Annotated in this window: 17 protein-coding genes; 11 read left to right on the top strand and 6 right to left on the bottom strand. The window is 53.5% G+C overall.

Annotated elements, in window-relative coordinates; genetic code table 11:
* Positions 1-514 precede the first annotated feature (514 nt).
* Together mtr and yeiP are read left to right on the top strand one after the other, a co-directional pair.
* Positions 515-1,759 carry a tryptophan permease gene (gene mtr / locus N6G83_RS24975; RefSeq protein WP_021805860.1) on the top strand — a complete coding sequence of 415 codons (1,245 nt, stop codon included), beginning with the start codon at positions 515-517 and terminating at the stop codon, positions 1,757-1,759.
* 122 nt (positions 1,760-1,881) lie between these two features.
* Entirely contained in the window at positions 1,882-2,454 is a 573-nt protein-coding gene (yeiP, locus tag N6G83_RS24980) for an elongation factor P-like protein YeiP (protein ID WP_021805861.1), read from the top strand.
* Between the two features lie 39 nt (positions 2,455-2,493).
* Here the strand turns inward: yeiP and uxuA are convergent, their stop codons facing one another.
* Positions 2,494-3,684, bottom strand: coding sequence for a mannonate dehydratase (gene uxuA, locus N6G83_RS24985; RefSeq protein ID WP_024528053.1), 1,191 nt, complete (start codon positions 3,682-3,684; stop codon positions 2,494-2,496).
* 341 nt (positions 3,685-4,025) lie between these two features.
* Between uxuA and N6G83_RS24990 the strand changes: the two genes are divergently transcribed.
* Positions 4,026-5,507 carry a mannitol dehydrogenase family protein gene (locus tag N6G83_RS24990; protein WP_211136590.1) on the top strand — a complete coding sequence of 494 codons (1,482 nt, stop codon included), beginning with the start codon at positions 4,026-4,028 and terminating at the stop codon, positions 5,505-5,507.
* A gap of 58 nt (positions 5,508-5,565) precedes the next feature.
* Here N6G83_RS24990 and N6G83_RS24995 read toward each other — a convergent pair whose 3' ends face one another.
* Together N6G83_RS24995 and N6G83_RS25000 are read right to left on the bottom strand one after the other, a co-directional pair.
* Positions 5,566-5,877 (bottom strand): type 1 fimbrial protein, encoded by a 312-nt coding sequence (locus N6G83_RS24995; RefSeq protein WP_024528051.1) that lies wholly within the window; start codon positions 5,875-5,877, stop codon positions 5,566-5,568.
* Positions 5,878-6,191: 314 nt separating this feature from the next.
* On the bottom strand, positions 6,192-6,500 hold the full coding sequence (locus N6G83_RS25000) for a type 1 fimbrial protein (protein ID WP_024528050.1): 309 nt from the start codon (positions 6,498-6,500) through the stop codon (positions 6,192-6,194).
* A 314-nt stretch (positions 6,501-6,814) separates the two neighbouring features.
* Between N6G83_RS25000 and N6G83_RS25005 the strand changes: the two genes are divergently transcribed.
* The 8 genes from N6G83_RS25005 to yejF all read left to right on the top strand — a co-directional run bounded on the left by N6G83_RS25005 (position 6,815) and on the right by yejF (position 17,125).
* Entirely contained in the window at positions 6,815-7,789 is a 975-nt protein-coding gene (locus N6G83_RS25005; RefSeq protein WP_024528049.1) for a CobW family GTP-binding protein, read from the top strand.
* A 47-nt stretch (positions 7,790-7,836) separates the two neighbouring features.
* Complete coding sequence (locus tag N6G83_RS25010) at positions 7,837-8,547, top strand: phosphatase PAP2 family protein (RefSeq protein ID WP_024528048.1); 711 nt, start codon at positions 7,837-7,839, stop codon at positions 8,545-8,547.
* A gap of 408 nt (positions 8,548-8,955) precedes the next feature.
* Entirely contained in the window at positions 8,956-9,537 is a 582-nt protein-coding gene (gene mepS / locus N6G83_RS25015; protein ID WP_024528047.1) for a bifunctional murein DD-endopeptidase/murein LD-carboxypeptidase, read from the top strand.
* Between the two features lie 331 nt (positions 9,538-9,868).
* The gene (locus N6G83_RS25020) at positions 9,869-11,458 is read left to right on the top strand and encodes a cyclic di-GMP phosphodiesterase (protein WP_211136209.1); all 1,590 of its coding nucleotides are present in this window, start codon (positions 9,869-9,871) and stop codon (positions 11,456-11,458) included.
* A gap of 134 nt (positions 11,459-11,592) precedes the next feature.
* Positions 11,593-13,401 carry an extracellular solute-binding protein gene (locus tag N6G83_RS25025; RefSeq protein ID WP_211136208.1) on the top strand — a complete coding sequence of 603 codons (1,809 nt, stop codon included), beginning with the start codon at positions 11,593-11,595 and terminating at the stop codon, positions 13,399-13,401.
* Positions 13,402-13,411: 10 nt separating this feature from the next.
* Positions 13,412-14,506: a microcin C ABC transporter permease YejB gene (locus N6G83_RS25030; protein ID WP_021805871.1), complete on the top strand. Its 1,095-nt coding sequence runs from the start codon at positions 13,412-13,414 to the stop codon at positions 14,504-14,506.
* Positions 14,503-15,528, top strand: a complete 1,026-nt coding sequence (locus N6G83_RS25035; RefSeq protein ID WP_024528044.1) for an ABC transporter permease — start codon at positions 14,503-14,505, stop codon at positions 15,526-15,528. Before N6G83_RS25030 ends, N6G83_RS25035 begins: the two co-directional genes overlap by 4 nt.
* Position 15,529: 1 nt before the next feature.
* Positions 15,530-17,125, top strand: coding sequence for a microcin C ABC transporter ATP-binding protein YejF (yejF, locus tag N6G83_RS25040; protein ID WP_211136207.1), 1,596 nt, complete (start codon positions 15,530-15,532; stop codon positions 17,123-17,125).
* 9 nt (positions 17,126-17,134) lie between these two features.
* On the opposite strand, the gene N6G83_RS25045 is transcribed toward yejF, so the two are convergent.
* The 3 genes from N6G83_RS25045 to rsuA all read right to left on the bottom strand — a co-directional run bounded on the left by N6G83_RS25045 (position 17,135) and on the right by rsuA (position 20,186).
* Complete coding sequence (locus N6G83_RS25045; protein WP_021805874.1) at positions 17,135-17,479, bottom strand: YejG family protein; 345 nt, start codon at positions 17,477-17,479, stop codon at positions 17,135-17,137.
* Between the two features lie 766 nt (positions 17,480-18,245).
* Positions 18,246-19,442, bottom strand: a complete 1,197-nt coding sequence (locus N6G83_RS25050) for a Bcr/CflA family multidrug efflux MFS transporter (RefSeq protein ID WP_024530608.1) — start codon at positions 19,440-19,442, stop codon at positions 18,246-18,248.
* Positions 19,443-19,472: 30 nt separating this feature from the next.
* A complete protein-coding gene (gene rsuA / locus N6G83_RS25055; protein WP_024530607.1) occupies positions 19,473-20,186 on the bottom strand; it encodes a 16S rRNA pseudouridine(516) synthase RsuA in 714 nt (237 codons plus the stop codon).

Genomic DNA, 20,186 nt, shown 5'->3' on the forward strand with positions numbered 1-20,186 from the left:
CCGCAATAACTCCATCTCGCATAGGGGAAATTTTAATGTGCCACTGATAAACTCCAGCACCGGACTACAGCCCCCTTATTACCAGTCACCAAGCATACCGCAGACAGACTTCTGCCCCTGACCACAACGCTATTGCAGCCCCTCTCCCACAGGGAGAGGGGACTGAATGTGCTACAAATTAACGTCAGTAACTGGCCTCGGCACCGCAATAACTCCATCTCGCATAGGGCAGATTTTAATGTGCCACTGATAAACTCCAGCACCGGACTACAGCCCCCTTATTACCAGTCACCAAGCATGCAGCAGACAGACTTCTGCCCCTGACCACAACGCTATTGCAGCCCCCTCTCCCCGTGGGAGAGGGTTGGGGTGAGGGGAAAACCACCAAAATAACGCCCTAAGCGCTGAAAATTGCACCAATCCCACCAAATATCCGCTTTACATGCACACATCGCGCACGTACCATTGAGCTAGTACAAAAGAACTCAAGGCCAACGGCCAATCAGGAGCAATAATGTCCGCGGACACCATCCAGAAGCTTTCCCGCCCTTCCGTCCTCGGTGGCGCGATGATCATTGCCGGCACCGCCGTAGGTGCAGGTATGTTCTCTATCCCTATCGTAACTTCTGGCGTGTGGTTCAGCGGCTCCGTGGCGCTGCTGATTTATACCTGGTTCTGTATGCTGATCTCCGGGCTGATGATTCTGGAAGCCACCATGAATTATCCGGCGGGCGCCAGCTTCCACACCGTGGTCAAAGATCTGCTTGGCAAAGGCTGGAATACCCTTAACAGCCTGTCGATCACCTTCGTACTCTATATTCTGACCTATGCCTATATCTCGGCGGGCGGTTCGATCATCGCCCATACGCTGGAAGGCGTCTTCGGCGCCAACCAAACTCTGTCTGGATTGGTGTTTGCCATCGTCGTGGCCTTTATCGTCTGGTTATCCACCCGCGCCGTGGATCGCCTTAGCACCATTCTGATCGGCGGCATGGTGATCACCTTTGTATTGTCCGTCGGTGATATGTTCACCCACGTGCAGCCTGCCGTGTTGTTCAACCAGGGCGGCAGCGACGCCAACTACCTGCCCTATGCGCTCGCGGCATTGCCTTACCTGCTGACCTCGTTCGGCTACCACGGCAACGTACCTGGTCTGGTGAAGTATTATCAAAAAGACAGCGGTGCCGTGGTGCGCAGCCTGGTATACGGCACCTTGCTGGCGCTGGCGATCTATATCCTGTGGCAGTATGTGATCCAGGGCAATATCGCCCGTGATGCCTTCAAGCAGGTGATCGCCGAAGGGGGCAACATCGGCAGCCTGCTCAAGCAGATGGGTAACGTTTCCAGTAGCTATGCCGTAGGCCAACTGCTTAACGCCTTCTCTTATATGGCGCTGGCCAGTTCATTCCTGGGGGTGTCGCTGGGGCTGTTTGATTTTCTCGCCGACTTCTTCAAGTTCAAGGATAACCAGGCAGGCCGCACCAAATCGGCACTGGTGACCTTCGTGCCGCCAACCCTGGCCGCGTTACTGTTCCCGAACGGTTTCCTTTACGCCATCGGCTTTGCTGGCCTGGCCGCCACCATTTGGGCGGTGATCGTTCCTGCCATGATGGCACGCGCCAGCCGCCGCCGTTTCCCACAGGCCAGCTACCGTGCTCCCGGCGGCCAAGGCATGATCCTGTTCATCATCCTGTTTGGGGCGATTAACGCCGTGGCCCACGTGCTAACGCTATTAGATCTGCTGCCGGTGTTCAAATAAGCCTCAGGGGCGGCCACGGCCGCCCGTTTTCCCCACTCTTTTTGCGCGCGGCTCTTGCCTGAAAAGCACGGCGCGAGTAACTTGTCGCAACTTCCTAAAATCTATGTTGACAGGGTATTCCAATGGCAAGAGCGAACGAAATCAAGCGCGGTATGGCGATCAATTACAACGGCAAACTGCTGCTGGTAAAGGACATCGATGTCCAGAGCCCAAGCGCCCGTGGTGCCAGCACGCTGTATAAAATGCGCTTTTCCGACGTCCGTACCGGGCTGAAGGTAGAAGAGCGTTTTAAAGGCGATGATATTCTGGACACCATCAGCCTGTCTCGCCGCAAGGTAAACTTCTCCTATATTGACGGCGAAGAGTATGTGTTCATGGACGATGAAGACTACACCCCTTATATCTTCAAGAAAGATCAGATCGAAGATGAGCTGCTGTTCATCCCTGAAGCGGGCTTGCCGGGTATGCAGGTACTGACGCTGGATGGCCAGGTGCTGGCGTTGGAACTGCCGCAGACCGTGGATATGGAAATTGTTGAAACCGCTCCGGGCATCAAAGGAGCCTCTGCCAGTGCGCGTAACAAACCGGCCACCATGGCGACCGGCCTGACCATTCTGGTACCGGAGTACCTGAGCAGCGGTGATAAAATCCGCATTCATATTGCAGAACGCCGCTATATGAGCCGCGCAGACTAGTCAACGGTAGGGGCGCAACCTGAGTGCGCCCTGCTTTTACTAGAGTAATTCCGGGAAAAACCGCCGCTTTAACGCCAGCTCGACCCCACGAACCTCCGCCAAACCTTTCAACCGACCAATGGCCGAATAGCCCGGATTGGTTTTCTTCTTCAGGTCGTCCAACATCTGGTGACCATGGTCTGGTCGCATTGGGATAGGCCGCAGATCGCCCGCTTTATGACGGCGCTGTTCTTCTGCCAGGATAGCTTCAACCACCGCAACCATATCCACATCCCCTTGCAAGTGCGCCCCTTCATGGAAGGTTTTAGGGTTTTGCTCGCGGCAGGTAGCGCGCAGGTGGGTAAAGTGAATGCGATCGCCAAAGGTTTCAATCATCCGCACCAGATCGTTGTCCGCACGCACGCCGTAAGAACCGGTACACATGGTGAAGCCGTTATAGATGCTATCTACCGTCTCTTTCAGCCACTGCATATCTTCGATAGTGGAAACAATACGTGGCAAGCCGAGGATGGGGCGCGGTGGATCATCGGGATGCACTGCCAACCTGACACCCACCTCTTCCGCCACCGGCACGATAGCGCGCAGGAAGACGGCCATATTTTCGCGCAACTGCGCCTTATTGATATGATCGTACTCCGCCAGCCGGGCACGGAACTGATCGAGCGTGTATCCCTCTTCCGCCCCAGGTAACCCGGCAATGATGTTACCGGTCAGCTTGGCAATATCTGCCGTACTCATCGCCTTGAAATAGCTTTGGGCCTGGGCCTGCTCTTCGTCGGTGTAATCTTTTTCTGCCCCACGGCGGCACAGGATATGCAAATCGAAGGCCGCAAAGGCGATCTGATCAAAGCGTAAGGCCTTGGAACCGTCCGGCAGTGGGTATTCCAGATCGGTACGCGTCCAGTCGAGGATCGGCATAAAGTTGTAGCACACGGTATCAATGCCACATTCCGCCAGGTTGCGCAGCGATTGTTGATAGTTGGCGATATGACGTTGGTAGTTGCCGCTGTGGGTTTTAATTTCCTCGTGCACCGGGATACTTTCCACCACCGACCACACCAGTCCTTTTTCCGCCAACAGAGCCTGCCGCGCCTTGATCTGTTCAACCGGCCACACTTCGCCATTAGGGATATGGTGTAACGCGGTCACTACGCCGGTTGCACCTGCCTGACGCACATCGTCCAGCGAAACCGGATCGTTCGGCCCATACCAACGCCATGTTTGTTCCATTGATTTATCCTTGTAAAAGTCGCTCTGTCATCGTTGAAGCGGTATCGGTGGTGAGGTAGATCGCAAAATCAAATCAATCCTGTTATACCACATTGCAGTAGATATCATTCATCTTTAACCTTACTGATTAGCGGCGTGCTGTCAAAACAGAAACGTCGATTGATTGATCCAACTCACGATCCTGGGATATTTTGGACTGACCAATTTCATTCACCTCTCTACCGCCCTACACTGGCGGTTGTTAACAGATACGCGAGAGCCGGGCATACACCTGCGGCTAACTGGTCTGATAGCTTTATACCAGCGATCAACCGGCCCTTGCTCTCGTCATGGAGCCATTAATGAAAACTATCGCCAACTCACCGTTGCCCGCCAAGACACAACTGCCCCAGTACGATCGCCAGAGCCTGCGCAGCCGAATTGTTCACCTGGGTTTTGGGGCTTTTCACCGCGCTCACCAGGCATTGCTGACCGACAGGGTACTCAACCGTAACGGCGGCGATTGGGGGATCTGCGAGATCAGCCTGTTCGGCGGCGATAAGCTATTTCAGACCCTGCGCGATCAGGATCACCTTTACACCGTGTTAGAAAAGGGCGCGGCGGGCGATCAGGCCATCGTTGTGGGAGCCGTTCACGAAAGCGTACATCGCAAATTAGAAGGCATCGACGCCGTGCTGGAAAAGCTGGCCGAACCGCAGGTGGCGATCGTCTCCATGACCATTACGGAGAAAGGCTACTGCATCGAACCGGGTAGCGGCCAACTGGATCTGCAACACGACGCGATCAAAGCCGATTTGGCTAATCCGACCCAACCCACCACGGTGCCGGGGATCCTCGTGGAAGCACTACGCCGGCGTCGAGAGCGCCATCTACCCGCCTTTAGCGTGTTGTCCTGCGACAACATTCCAGAGAACGGCCACGTGGTACGCAATGCGGTGACCGGGCTGGCCAAAGCGCGCGATCCACAACTCGCCGAGTGGATCGCTCAACACGTCACCTTCCCCAGCACCATGGTCGATCGCATCGTTCCGGCCGCTACGCCAGAAACGCTGGATGAAATCGCCGCCGCTTTGGGTGGCATGCGTGATGAATGCGCTATTGCCTGTGAACCCTTCATTCAATGGGTGGTGGAAGATAATTTTGTCGCTGGCCGCCCACGCTGGGAGGATGCCGGTGTACAACTGGTGGATGATGTTCTGCCGTTCGAGCAAATGAAACTGCGGATGCTCAACGGCAGCCACTCCTTCCTGGCCTACCTCGGTTATCTGGCGGGTTACCAATACATTGTTGACTGCATGGCAGATGAGAATTATCGCCGCGCCGCACACCATTTGATGTTGAACGAGCAGGCTCCGACGCTGCAGGTCGCTGGCATCGATCTGGCCGCCTACGCCAAGCAGTTGATCGAACGTTACAGCAACCCGGCACTGCAACACCGCACCTGGCAGATCGCTATGGATGGCACGCAAAAGTTGCCTCAGCGCCTGCTGGAATCGATCCGCTGGCATCGGCAATATGGCGGTAGCCATGCGGGGCTCGCGCTTGGCGTCGCGGGCTGGATGCGTTATGTCGGTGGGATTGATGACGCAGGGCAACCGATTGATATCCGCGACCCGATGCTGGCCACGTTGCAGCAGGCCGTCAGTTGTTCACAGGACGGTGAACCCCGCGTGGCTGCATTGCTGGCGTTGAAAAGCGTGTTTGGCGATCAGTTGCCAACGGATAGTGCGTTTGTGGCGGAAGTAACACGGGCCTATCTGTCATTGTGCGATCGAGGAGCGCGCCAGACGGTAAAAGATTGGGTAACCACCCAGTTGAATTGATCTCTATCGGCCGCCATGCCAATCAACCAGGCATGACGGCCACTTGACTGAATGTGGATTAACGGTATTCCACCGTCATTATTCCGAGTTTTTTTTGCTGATCCAACCACTTGATTTCGCTCTTGCCGAGATTCTCTGGCAACTCTTTGCTACCGCTCTCCAGGCTCGCTAACTGGTGTTTGCTGGTGTAGTTTTTCCCGTCGCGATAGCATTGCGTTTGTGCCGTTGAGTCAGCGACTTCCACCGTGCAAGGGCCTTCGACAATGGCACCATAGAAGTGGATCACGCCTCCGGTAGCTGCATTGGCCACGCCTGCTGCCAGCCATGAAAACAACATTCCTGCGATCAAAAACAACCGTAAGCTTTTCATGGGCACCTCACTTGTTATTAAGCCAATATAAACCTGAAAAAAAGTTCTTGGATTAAACGCAAGTTAGAGAGGTTTCATCTATTTATCATTTAGTTAGATGGGGTTCCACCTCTCTGGCGGCGCATAATTTATTGCCGCAAAATACAGATTTCAAGTCGGAAAAGTCTTAATTTGATATCCAGTAACGGCCAGTTGGCAGACGGCTTACCGTACGCAATCCTGGTCAGTCGGTTGGGCAATGAAAGGTATGAAAACGAAACAAAGTACGGGGTCTGGGGATGTCATGCCGAGCCCCACTCGGCATGACAGAGGACTTAACGATAAATTACCGTCATTATTGCGAGTTTTTTCTGCTGGTCTACCCACCGCATTTCGGTGGTACCGATATTCAGCGGAAGTTCTTTACTGCTGGCATCAAAACTTGCCAGCCTTTGCGTGCCTGTGTAGTTATGCCCGTTACGATAGCATTGGGTATTCGCCGTTGAGTTGCTAACATCTACTGTACAAGGCCCTTCGACAATGGCACCCACGAAGTTGATAACGCCACCTGTGGAACCCGCATGACTTGCTGCCATCCATGAAAACAACGCTCCTGCGATCATAATTAACCGTAAGCTATTCATGGCAACCTCACTTTTGTTAAGCCACTTTAAAGATAGGTTATTTATTTAGGAATAATCGCAAGGATAGGTGGTTTTTTTTATGGCTAATCGGTGCATTAAGGTCGTGGAAACAATACGGTACGGTACAATTAACTTTGTTAATGCCACGTTTTTTATGGGAAAAGTCCTAACATTTCAGCAGAAAAAAAACGCCAAAAACAGGCGGTTTTCATGCTTATATTTGTGATCTGGCACGCCTATGTGCAAACGCGATAAAAAAGCAAATAATTGCTCACTTTCAATCAATTGAAAACATCATTAACGGGGATCTCCAAATGACAAAAACCAATCTGATCACAGGCTTTCTCGGTAGCGGGAAAACCACCACCATTCGACACCTGTTGGCCACCAAGCCGGAAAATGAGCGCTGGGCCGTGCTGGTCAACGAGTTTGGCGAGATTGGTATCGATGGCGCCCTGTTGGCCGACAGCGGTGCGGTATTGAAAGAGATCCCCGGTGGCTGCATGTGCTGCGTTAACGGGTTACCTATGCAGGTAGGGTTGAATATGTTGTTGCAACAGACCAAACCCGATCGGTTACTGATTGAACCCACTGGATTAGGTCACCCCAAGCAGATCCTGGCGCTGTTGACTCAGGAAACCTATGGCGGATGGATCGATTTGCTGGCAACGATCTGTGTGCTTGATCCCCGCCAACTTGGCGAACCTCGCTATAGCGAAAATGAAAATTTTCGCGATCAACTGGCTGCGGCCGACGTCATCATCGCCAATAAAATGGATACCTGGCAGCCGCAAGATGCTCAGGCACTGGAAGCCTGGCAAACGTTACATGGTCAGCAGCGGCCGGTCTTTTCCATTGAGCAGGGGCGCATGGATATCACGCTGTTGGATCGGCCACGCACCAATTGCACAGAATTGCCGGACGCACAGCATCATCATAGCCACGCCAAGACCCAAGGATTAGCGGCGTTGCGTTTGCCTGAAAACTCCCGCTGGCGCCGAGCCCTCAACCAAGGCCAAGGATTCACCAGCTGCGGCTGGATTTTCGATGGGGAAACCGTCTTTGATACCGTCGGTATGATGGAATGGATCAGGCTAGCTCCGGTTGAGCGGGCCAAGGCGGTCGTACGCATTGCCGAAGGCAGTTTGCTGATCAACCGCCAAGGGCAGGATCTCAGTATCGAGACGCGTCCCACCGCTCCGCTCGACAGCCGTATCGAATTGATCCACAGCGACGAGGCCAACTGGAATGCTTTGCAATCGGCCTTGTTTAATATCCGTTTAAGTTAATGCTTTTAACGTTGGCATTATTTTTTTGATTTTTTTACAGGTTAGCCATGACACGCCGCAATTTACCCTTCATCCTCATGCTCAACGTCTTGGGCATCGTGCTATTTCTTTCCTGGTATTTACCCAAGGATCACGGGTTCTGGTTCAAGATTGACTCAGCAATCTTTTTCTTCTTCAACCAACATCTGGCCAGCGATGCCTGGTTTCTGAGAATGGTGGCGATCACCAACAATCGAATATTCGACGTCATTTCGCTCATCGCCATGGGGCTACTGTACCTTTTCTTCTACCTCAAGCAGGATGCCTTTGGACGCCGCCGTCTGATCGTTACCGGCGTCGTGATGTTGTTAACGGGAGTGGTGCTCAACCAGTTTGGTCACCTGCTGCCGGTAAAACACGCCAGCCCCACCCTGACCTTTGACAATATCAACCGGGTCAGCGAACTCACCGGGATCCCAACCAAAGACGCCTCCAGCGACAGCTTCCCTGGCGATCATGGCATGATGCTGTTGATTTTCTCCTGCTTTATGCTGCGCTACTTTAACCGCACGGCATTTGCCATCGCGCTGCTGATCACCCTGGTCTTCTGCCTGCCACGCATCATGATCGGTGCACATTGGTTTACCGATATTGCCGTCGGTTCGCTGTCGGTGGTGATGGTCGGTACCAGTTGGTGGCTGATGACTCCGGCCAGCGATGTTGTGATCCACTGGTTGAACTGCAGATTACCTGGTAAGTATCGCCCAACGCAGCCATAACTTTAGATTATGATAGCCGGGAGGCCAGCGCCTCTCGGTGATTTACCTGTCGCATCTTGTTTACTCAACAACCACACCGTTAACATGCCTACCCCATTAATTAACGCCAATCCAACATAACCGCTGAACCGCGTTTTTTTATATGAAGATTTACATTATGTTACATCACAATTTCATATAAAGAATGTCGGAAAAAGGCTCGCAATCCTCACTTCATTCCGGTACTCTCGGATGCGTTTGTGCCTGGTTTGGCTTGGCTCGTTAGTAAAAATCCGAAAACTGTGCGTTCCTGCACATTTCCGATGCTAACTGATTGTCCTTCCTGCCGGTGCCAACTAGTCTCGTTCCGTTTGGTATTTTTCAGATAACGACTAGCGTCGTTAAGGACTTCAAGGGAAAACAATTACAATGGTCAAATCTCAACCTTTTCTGAGATATTTTTTGCGGGTGTTACCTGCAATTGCGGCAGCCTTGGTGCTCTCCGCCTGTAGCTCAACAAACACTTCGAAGTTAGATAGATCACAAACTGAGATGCATGCAGTTAATGACAAAAACGGTCTTTTACTGCAAGCCTCTCAGGATGAATTCGAAGCGATGGTACGTAACGTTGACGTCAAGTCAAAGATTATGGACCAGTATGCTGATTGGAAAGGCGTCCGCTATCGTTTAGGTGGTGAAAGCAAGCGCGGCATTGATTGCTCGGCGTTTGTACAACGTACCTTCCGCGAACAGTTTGGTATGGATCTGCCCCGCTCAACCTATGAGCAAGAAGATATGGGCAAGCAAATCCAACGCGCCAAACTGCGCCCAGGTGATTTAGTGCTGTTCCGCGCCGGTTCTACTGGCCGCCACGTCGGCATCTATCTGGGTAATGACAAATTCGTTCATGCCTCTACCAGCAGTGGTGTGACAATCTCCAGCCTTTCGGATAACTATTGGGATAAACGTTATCGTGAAGGCCGCCGGTTACTGGGTAAAAGTTCCAGCTAACGGCGTAGTATCTGAATCAAGTCCTGAAAACCAAACAAACGAGACGAGAACGCTGCCCCAGGGCAGCGTTTTTTTTCACTGTAACGCTGGCGCCGAACAAACCCGCATCGCTATTTTCGATTATCACTGCGCCAGAAACCACGCAACGGTTGAAAAAATAGCCTATCATCGTCAAGTGACATGCCATTTCGTCACGCGCTATTTACGCTGTGTCTAAACAGACAGCCTTAGCGCAAGCCAAGCGAATAATGACGCAGGCAGGATCGGTGGGATATATTAATCACCAATAATATAACAAGAATATTTTTATGCTGCGCTCAGGGGGCGAGTAATGGGATTGAAGGGAGCATTTGCACGCCATGCGTCCAACACACGGCGTAGCCTGACTAAAAGCTGTATTGTCGCAGTCGTTTTCTTCCTTGTTTTTACCTCTGTCACTTTATTTCTGATCGATCATCAGCGCACGCAATATCAGCATAAAATCGAAACCCGTACGCAAAAATATGCCGTTAATTATCTCGATTATCTGCAAGAAATCATGCAGCAAATCATGCCGCTTACGGGGAAATCCTGCGAACAGGCCAAGTCCGACCTGACCTATCGTGCCGCTTTTACCACCGGCGTACGCACCTTTGTGCTGGTCAAAGACGGCTTTGCCTATTGCTCTTCGGCAACCGGTAACATGATGCTGGGAATGAGCCATATCTATTCCGATATTGACTGGCATAAACCACTGGATATGGCATTACAGCAAGGCACACCGATGGTACCGGGAAAACCGGCGATTGCCGTGTGGCTGCGCCACCCCGGGCCAGGCAACACCGGCATATTAGCCACGCTGGATCTCACCCTGGCGCCCTACCTGCTGCTCAGTTCACCCGATAGAGATACTCCCGGATTTGCCATCGTGATCGGCGAGCATGCGGTAACCACCTTCGGCACTAATATGATGCCGCTGGCGCAATTACCTAAAAGCCAAGCCAGCCGGCTAGCCGTCCCGGGCTATCCACTGAGTATGATCTTCTACCATCAATCCCTGACGGCTAATGATATCCGTTTGACCGTGTTGGGCAGCCTGGTGCTCTCCCTGATGGTGGGTGCGCTGTATTACTATATGCAGATACTGCGTCAAAGCCCCGAACGCGCGCTGATGAGAGGCATCAAACACAATGAGATCTTTGTTGAATATCAACCAGTGTTCCATTCCGCAACCAACACCATCGCCGGTCTTGAGGCATTGATACGCTGGCAGCATCCCACCGAGGGGCGCATTCCACCCGATCTGTTTATCCCCTATGCCGAAAGCGAAGGGTTGATCGTGGCGTTGACCCGCCACCTGTTCCGTAGGATCGTGGCCGATATCCCGCAATTGGTGCAAGCTCTGCCACGGGGCGCCAAACTGGGCATCAATCTTGCCCCTTCTCACCTTAATGCGCCTTCGTTCCATGACGATATCACCGAACTGCTGGCTAAGTTGCCGACCGACTATTTCACCGTGGTGTTTGAAATCACCGAGCGCGGCATGGTGGAAGAACAAAACGCCTTGGAAGAGTTTGAGTGGCTGCACCGCCAGGGCGTTGAGATCGCCGTGGATGACTTTGGTACCGGCCACAGCGCCTTAATCTATCTACAACGCTTCACCCTGGATTACCTCAAGATCGACCGCGGTTTTGTCAATACCATCGGCCAGGATACGGCGACCGCTCCCGTCCTGGATGCGGTGATCTCGTTGTCTAAAAAACTGAACATGCTGACCGTGGCGGAAGGGGTAGAAACCGCCGAACAGGTGAGTTTCCTGCAAGAACGCGACGTTAATTTTATGCAGGGCTATTATTTCAGTAAGCCACTGGGTATTGAGGAGTTTGTGGCCTTTTGCCAGAATAAGGCCGTTTTTGATTATCGGGCCGCAGTTAATCCCTGATATTTAAACTTCTTTACTCAGAAAACCAGCCTGAAATGCTATGCTACCGGCTGGATTAATTGACTTATATCCGACGTATTCCAAGTCTTGGCTTGAAAGGCGACGGGTATAGATAGCAGGAGCTTACCGTAGAGATGTCCGTACGCATTTTTGCTGCCTTGGTGCTTTCGGCACTCAGCTTTAGCATGCAGGCCGAAACCCTTAATGAAAGCTACGCTTTCGCCACGCTCGGTGAGCCGAAATATTCCACCGACTTTAGCCATTTTGACTACGTGAACCCCGCTGCCCCCAAGGGCGGCGATGTTCGGCTGGCAGCCATCGGCACCTATGATAACTTCAACCGTTTCGCCTCGCGTGGCGTGCCCGGTGAAAGAACCGGGGAACTCTACGATACGCTGTTCACCAGCTCGGACGATGAGCCTTCCAGCTATTATCCTTTGATTGCTGAATCGGCTCGTTACCCGGCAGATATGCGTTGGATGGAGCTGGATATCAACCCACGCGCGCGCTTCCATGATGGTAGCCCGATCACCGCCGCCGACGTGGCCTTCACCTTCAACAAATTTATGACCGAAGGGGTGCCGCAATTCCGTTCGTCGTATAAAGGCGTCACCGTCAAGGCCATCTCCCGTCTGACTGTGCGCATAGAACTCCCCAAACCGGATAGAGATCAGCTACTCGGCCTATTAAGCCTGCCGGTGATGCCAGAAAGCTTCTGGAAAGACCATAAACTGAATGAGCCACTGACTGTTCCCCCACTAAGCAGTGGCCCTTATAAAATCAGCAGCTACCGATTGGGTCAGTACATTACCTACGAGCGCGTACGCGACTATTGGGCCGCCAATCTGCCAGTGAATCGTGGGCGCTATAACTTCGATACGCTGCGTTATGACTATTACCTGGACGATAAGGTGGCGCTGGAAGCCTTTAAGGCCGGGGCTTACGATTTCCGCGTCGAAGGTTCTCCAAAAAGCTGGGCCACTCAATATCAGGGCGGCAACTTTGCACGCAACTTCATCATCAAACAGGATGAAACCAATCAGGCGGCACAGAATGCCCGCTGGTTAGCGTTCAATATCCAGCGCCCGATTTTCGCCGATCGCCGAGTGCGGGAAGCCATTACCCTGGCCTTCGACTTCGACTGGATGAACAAGGCGCTGTATTACGATGCCTATCAGCGCGCCAACAGCTATTTCCAGAATACCGAGTACGCGGCCACCGGCTACCCAGATGCTGCGGAACTGGCCTGGCTGGCCCCGCTGAAAGGCAAAGTGCCAGCAGAAGTGTTTACCTCGATCTATCAGCCTCCAACATCCGACGGCAGCGGCAATGATCGAGCTAACCTGCTGAAAGCCAACGAGTTGCTTAAACAGGCCGGCTGGGAAGTGAAAAACCAGCAGTTGGTCAACAGCAAAACCGGTAAACCCTTTACCTTTGAGCTGATGCTACCAAGCGGTAGCAATTTCCAATATGTGCTGCCTTTCCAGCATAACCTGAAGCGGTTGGGCATCGATATGCAGATCCGCGAGATCGACATCAGCCAATTCACCCGCCGCATGCGCGAACGTGACTTTGATATGATGCCGAGGGTCTACCCCGCTATGCCGTTCCCCAACTCCAACCTGCAAATCTACTGGGCCACAGAATATCTGAATTCCAGCTACAACAGCCCTGGCGTCAGCGATCCGGCTGTCGATGCCCTGATAGAACAGATCATGAAGCATCAAGGGGATGAAAAAGCGTTACTGTCCCTTGGCCGTGCGCTGGATCGGGTGTTGACCTGGAACATGTATATGCTGCCGATGTGGTACTCCAATCACGACCGTTACGCCTATTGGGACAAATTCTCTTCGCCAGCGGTACGCCCGGCCTATTCAATCGGGTTCGACAACTGGTGGTTCGACGTCAACAAGGCGGCACGCTTGCCGGCGCAACGGCAATAAGGAGCCTCCGGTGGCCGCTTATCTGATACGCAGATTACTGCTGGTGATCCCCACGCTGTGGGCGATCATCACCATTAACTTTTTCATCGTGCAAATCGCCCCCGGTGGGCCGGTCGACCAGGCCATTGCCTCTATTGAGATGGGGCAAACCAGCGGATTTGGCGGCGGAGGCGCGGGTGAAGGCCTTGGGCACATGAAGGCTGGCGCGGGCAACGTGGCCGAAGGCCAATACCGTGGCTCACGCGGCCTGGATCCCGAAGTGATCGCCGAGATCACCAAGCGTTACGGCTTCGACAAGCCGCTCCACGAACGCTATTTCACCATGCTGTGGAACTATATGCGCCTCGATTTCGGCGAAAGCCTGTTCCGCGGTGCCTCGGTGATGCAGCTGATTGGCCAGAGTCTGCCGGTTTCCGCGACCCTGGGGCTATGGAGTACACTGATCATCTATCTGGTGTCGATCCCGCTGGGTATCCGTAAGGCCATCCACAACGGCAGCGCCTTTGACACCTGGAGCAGCACGCTGATTATCATCGGCTACGCCATTCCGGCATTCCTGTTCGCCATCCTGATGATCGTGCTATTCGCCGGTGGCAGCTATCTGGACTGGTTCCCGCTGCGCGGGCTGGTTTCCAGCAACTTCGACACGCTGCCGTGGTACGGGAAAATCACCGATTATCTGTGGCACATTACCCTGCCAGTGCTGGCAACGGTGATCGGCGGCTTTGCCGCCCTGACCATGCTGACCAAAAACTCGTTTCTTGATGAGATCCGCAAACAGTACGTGGTCACCGCCCGCGCCAAAGGGCTGGACGAGAAGAAAATCCTTTACCGCCACGTGTTCCGTAACGCCATGCTGCTGGTGATCGCCGGTTTCCCGGCCACCTTTATCAGCATGTTTTTCACCGGTTCATTGTTAATCGAAGTGATGTTCTCGCTCAACGGCCTCGGGCTGCTGGGCTACGATGCCACCCTGCAACGCGACTATCCGGTGATGTTCGGAACGCTTTACATATTTACCCTGATCGGCCTGCTGTTGAATATCGTCAGCGATATCACCTATACCCTGGTCGATCCGCGCATTGATTTCGAGGGCCGTCAATGAGCCGCTTAAGCCCTATCAATCAGGCCCGCTGGGCACGTTTTCGCAGCAACCGCCGTGGTTACTGGTCGTTGTGGATTTTTCTGGTGGCCTTTGCGCTCAGCCTGGCCGCCAACCTGATCGCCAACGACCGGCCGTTGCTGGTGCGTTATGAAGGCCGGCTGTATGTGCCCTTTATGGTCAACTATAGCGAAACGACCTTCGGTGGGGAGCTGAATACCACTACCGATTTTCAGGATCCCTTTGTTATCAAGCAGATTGAGCAACACGGCTGGGCCATCTGGGCCCCGATCCGCTTTAGCTACAACACCATCAACTTTGCCACTGAAGTGCCCTTCCCATCGCCGCCGTCACGCCAAAACCTGCTCGGCACCGACAGTAACGGCAGCGATGTGCTGGCCCGGGTGCTGTACGGTTTCCGTATCTCAATGCTGTTCGGGCTGGCGCTAACGCTGTGTTCCAGCGTGATTGGTATCTGTGCGGGAGCGACGCAGGGCTATTACGGCGGCCGATTCGATCTTTGGGGGCAACGGCTGATCGAGGTTTGGTCGGGGATGCCAACGCTGTTCCTGATCATCCTGCTGTCCAGCATCATCCAACCCAATTTCTGGTGGCTGTTGGGCATCACCATCCTGTTTGGTTGGATGAGCCTGGTGGGCGTAGTGCGTGCCGAATTCCTGCGTACCCGTAATTACGACTACATTCGTGCCGCCAGAGCGATGGGCGTGCCGGATCGCGTGATTATGTATCGCCACATGCTGCCTAACGCCATGGTGGCCACTCTGACCTTCCTGCCGTTTATTCTGTGCGGTTCGATCACCACCCTCACCTCTCTCGATTTCCTCGGTTTCGGCTTGCCGCTCGGTTCGCCTTCGTTGGGTGAGCTCCTTCTACAGGGCAAAAACAACCTGCAAGCTCCGTGGTTGGGCATTACCGCCTTCCTGGTGCTGGCAGTGTTGCTCTCACTGTTAATCTTTATCGGCGAAGCGGTGCGCGACGCCTTCGACCCAAGCAAGGCGCATTAATATGACCACTCCTCTGCTCGCTATTCAGGATCTCAGCATCGCCTTCCGCCAGGGGGGCAACTTGAATCAGGTGGTCAACGGTGTCTCGTTACAGGTGGAACAAGGGGAGACGCTGGCGTTAGTGGGTGAATCAGGCTCAGGCAAAAGCGTCACCGCCCTCTCCGTACTGCGGTTGCTGCCTTCCCCGCCGGTGGTGTATCCCGGTGGGGATATTCTGTTTAACGGCAACTCACTGTTACATGCATCGGAAGCCGAACTACGCAAAGTGCGTGGCAACCAGATCTCGATGATTTTCCAGGAGCCGATGGTGTCGCTCAACCCGCTGCACACTATCGAAAAACAACTGGCTGAAGTGCTGATGCTCCACATGGGCATGCGCCGTGATAGCGCCCGTGCCGAAATCATCCAGTGCCTCGATCGGGTGGGCATACGTAACGCCAAAGGGCGCCTGAAGGATTATCCCCATCAACTCTCCGGCGGAGAACGTCAGCGCGTGATGATCGCCATGGCGGTGCTGACCAAACCCAAGCTGTTGATTGCCGACGAGCCAACTACCGCGCTAGACGTAACCATTCAAGCGCAGATCCTGATGCTGCTGAAAGAGTTAAAGCAGGAACTGGGGATGGGATTGCTGTTTATCACCCACAACCTGAACATCGTGCGCCGGTTGGCGGATAACGTGGCGGTGATGCGCCAAGGGTTGTGCGTAGAGCAAAATAGCCGTGACGGCCTGTTTAGCGCCCCACAGCACGCCTATACCCGTCAGCTATTGGCTGCGGAAGACGTGGGCGAGCCTCTGCCGCTTCCGGCCAGCAATAAGCCTATGCCGCTGCTGAAAGTGGAACACCTGCAGGTCAGTTTCCCGATCAAACGTGGCCTGTTACGGCGTATCGTCGATCAGAACTACGCGCTGAAAGATCTGAGCTTCGAGATACAGCCTGGGGAAAGCGTGGGCCTGGTGGGCGAATCGGGTTCAGGCAAGAGCACGACGGGCCTGGCGCTGCTGCGCTTGTTGAGCTCAAAAGGTGGGATATGGTTTGATGGCCAACCACTGCATCAGTTCAATAACCAGCAGATGTTGCCTTACCGCAGCCGGATGCAGATCGTGTTCCAGGACCCTTATTCCGCGCTGAATCCACGCCTGAACGTGCTGCAAATCATCGCCGAAGGGCTGGAGATCCACCAGCAACTGACCGCAGAGCAACGCGAACAGCGGGTGATTGAGGCGTTGGAGGAAGTCGGATTGGATCCGGCTCTGCGCTATCGTTATCCCACAGAGTTTTCGGGTGGGCAGCGCCAGCGTATCGCTATTGCCCGCGCGCTGATCCTGCAGCCGCAGCTGTTGATCCTGGATGAACCGACGTCCTCGTTGGATAAATCGGTACAGGCGCAGATCCTGACGCTGCTGAAGTCACTTCAGCTTCGTCACCGGCTGGCCTATCTGTTTATCAGCCACGATTTGCAGGTGGTACGATCGTTGTGCCATCAGGTGATCGTACTGCGTCAGGGAGAAGTCGTGGAGCAGGGTGACTGCCAAACGATTTTCAACGCACCTGCTGCTGCCTATACGCAGCAGTTATTGCAGTTGGTTGATTAGCGGCATCATTCAGAAGGGGTACTGCGCGCTGAGCTGCTCGGCAATCGCCGCACCGACGTTTTTCAATCGGCACATGGCGGCACTCTCATCGCATTGGTGAACGAACAGGCAAGGCTCGCCTTCCCATTCAACGATGGAGCAATTGACCTGGATCTCTTGCAGAGACAGGTTGAGCTGCTGCATGACCCGCCAGGCTTCGCGCCCGTCATGGCTGAGCAGCTTGAGGCCGATCAGATCGTTATCTTCGTCTATGCCGCTAAGCGGTATCGGTTCAACCTTGCTGCCGGTAAAACCTGATAGCCAACGATAACTTTGCGGCAAGCGATGCACTACCGAAAGCTGGAAACTATCCACATGAAATCCCTAGTATGAAAAGATGAAACACTTTTTACATCACAGGATGACTTAGTTATAGCCGGGATCATCCGACTTTGCCGCCCACAAATGTTATTTTTAAGTAAAATTTGCAACAAACAATTAACTTCATCCTGCGCTTGCTGATATCACTCAGTTTTTCTCCACCGTAGAAGGTTCTCTCACGGCATTTTGCGACTCAGCTCGCATTTTTGCGTTATATGTAACCCTTTCCTGCAGCGATCTCAACATTTTTTTCTTGCAATGCGGTTACTTTACAATCGGTATAATTTTACATTATGCAAACATATCGCTCAAACACCCAAGGCAGGTTAAATCAATAATACTTTGATTTAAAATAAAATAAGGCCAATTAACCGCTAAGAAAACGCCCCACCAACCAGCGGGTTGCACCTCTGGCCACCTGACAAAATAATGCTGCCATATTTAACAAAAAAACTACAGTTCGTTTGACCGCCGTTTAGTTAGCCTGCATATATTTAGCAACAAACTTAAACTTGCAAGCGGGTAGATTGGGGTCTAATTGCCTTTGATCTCCCTCTCACCAAGGAGAGGGAGCTGGGCCAGAGCTGTAATCAAGTGCAGAAGTCAGTCTGTGGTTCGTTCAGTAACATCAAGGGCGGAGATCAGGTACAGGACTTAACATGTGGCTCATTCATTGGAAGAGCAAAGGTGAGCTCAGTAACGATAAAACAGCTCGATCGGTCCCCTCTCCCTGTGGGAGAGGGTTAGGGTGAGGGGCAAATCAGGCAGGGTTATTGCGCGGGCGGCTGGCATAAAAATAGAACAACACCGCAACGATGCTGCACAGCGCCATCGATGAAACCATCGGCCATGCGCTTTTGCCTGGTGCCATGGACAGTATCGCCCCGACCAGTGCGCCAATGCTGAAGCGCAACGTCCCAGCCAGCGAAGAGGCTGTTCCCGCCATATGGGGGAAATCGTCCAGGATCACCGCCATCGCGTTAGACGAGATCATGGCGATACAGCCGAGATAAACCGCCACCCCGAGCACCAGTGCCCAGAAACCCAGCCCGCTGGCGGTGACTGCCAGCAACCATACACCCATCGTCAATTGCACAAATAGACCAAGGCGGAACATTTTGACTGCCCCCAGGCGGCGCACGTTGCGGCTATTGATCAGGGTCGTCAGGAACAGAAACACGATGTTCAGCGCAAAGTAATAACCAAAATGCTGCGGTGAAACGTTATTCAGCTCGATATAGACAAACGGCCCGGCGCTGAGGAAAGAAAACATCCCGGCAAACGAGAAAGCACTGGCCAGCATATAGCTCAGCACGCGCTTGTGGCGGAACAACGAGCCGAAATTCCTCAACGTGGTGCGCAGATGGAATTTTTGCCGCCGCTCCTTGGGCAACGTCTCCTTGATAAAGAACGCCACCAGTACCGACCCCAACAGCGCCGCTGCCCCCATGGTCCAGAAGATGGCATGCCAGCTGAACCATAGCAGCAGCACGCCACCGATCATCGGAGCCAACAATGGCGCAATGGTCATCACCAGGATCACGAACGACATCATGCGTGAGAACTCGTCCTTGGTGAACATGTCACGCATCAGGGCGTTGATCACCACACTTGCCGCCGCTGCAGCCAGCCCGTGCAGGAAACGCAAGTTGATCAGTTGCTCCACCGATTGGGCCATCGCACAGGCCCCACCGGCGATAGCAAAAATCAGCGTGCCCCACAGGATCACCGGTTTGCGACCAATGCTGTCGGACATCGGCCCATAGAACAGTTGACCAACGGCAAAGCCCAGCATGTAGGCGCTGAGCGTCATCTGCACCCGGCCCGACTCCACGCCAAACTCCTGAGCGATTATCGGCATGCTGGGCAAGTACATGTCGATCGCCAACGGCATCAGCATGGACAGCAGGCCCAGAATAAAGATCAAACCGAGGTGAGAGGTCCGGTTCTGTTGCACGTTCAACGACTCCTTGGTCGGTCGCAAAAATTAATCCAGCAGGTGCGGGGCGCCTACGCTGGCAATCTCTTCTTCGGTCAGCGGGCGATATTCTCCCGGTGCCAAATCGTCATCCAACACAATGGCGCCAATACGCTCACGGTGTAATTCGATGACCCGGTTACCCACGGCTGCAAACATGCGCTTCACCTGATGGTAACGCCCTTCGCTTATGGTTAGACGCACCAGGGTATCTTCGATTTTTTCCAACTTCGCGGGCTTGGTCAGATCTTTTTCGTTATGCAGTTGCACGCCTTGCTCGAACTGCTGAGCAGTATCGGCGGCCAACGGATGTTCCAACGTCACCAGATAGGTTTTCTCACACTGGTGGCGCGGTGAGGTGATGCGGTGCGACCATTGGCCGTCATCGGTCATCAGTACCAGGCCGGTGGTATCAATATCCAGCCGCCCTGCCGCATGCAGCTTGTATGCAACGGGTTCATCCAGGAAATAGAGCACGGTTGGATGATCCGGGTCGTCGGTAGAGCACACATAACCCTGTGGCTTATTGAGCATGAAGTAACGTGGCCCGTTCAGCTGTGACAACACGTTGCCATCAAACCGCACTTCTTGTTCCGGAACCAGTTTAAGAGCCCCGCTCTTGACCACTTCACCGTCTACGGTGACACGTTTTGCACGGAGTTCACGCGCTACCAGCGCACGGCTGATACCCAACTGCTGAGATAAAAACTTGTCCAGTCGCAT

The sequence above is a fragment of the Serratia sp. PL7 genome (genome assembly GCF_945957435.1).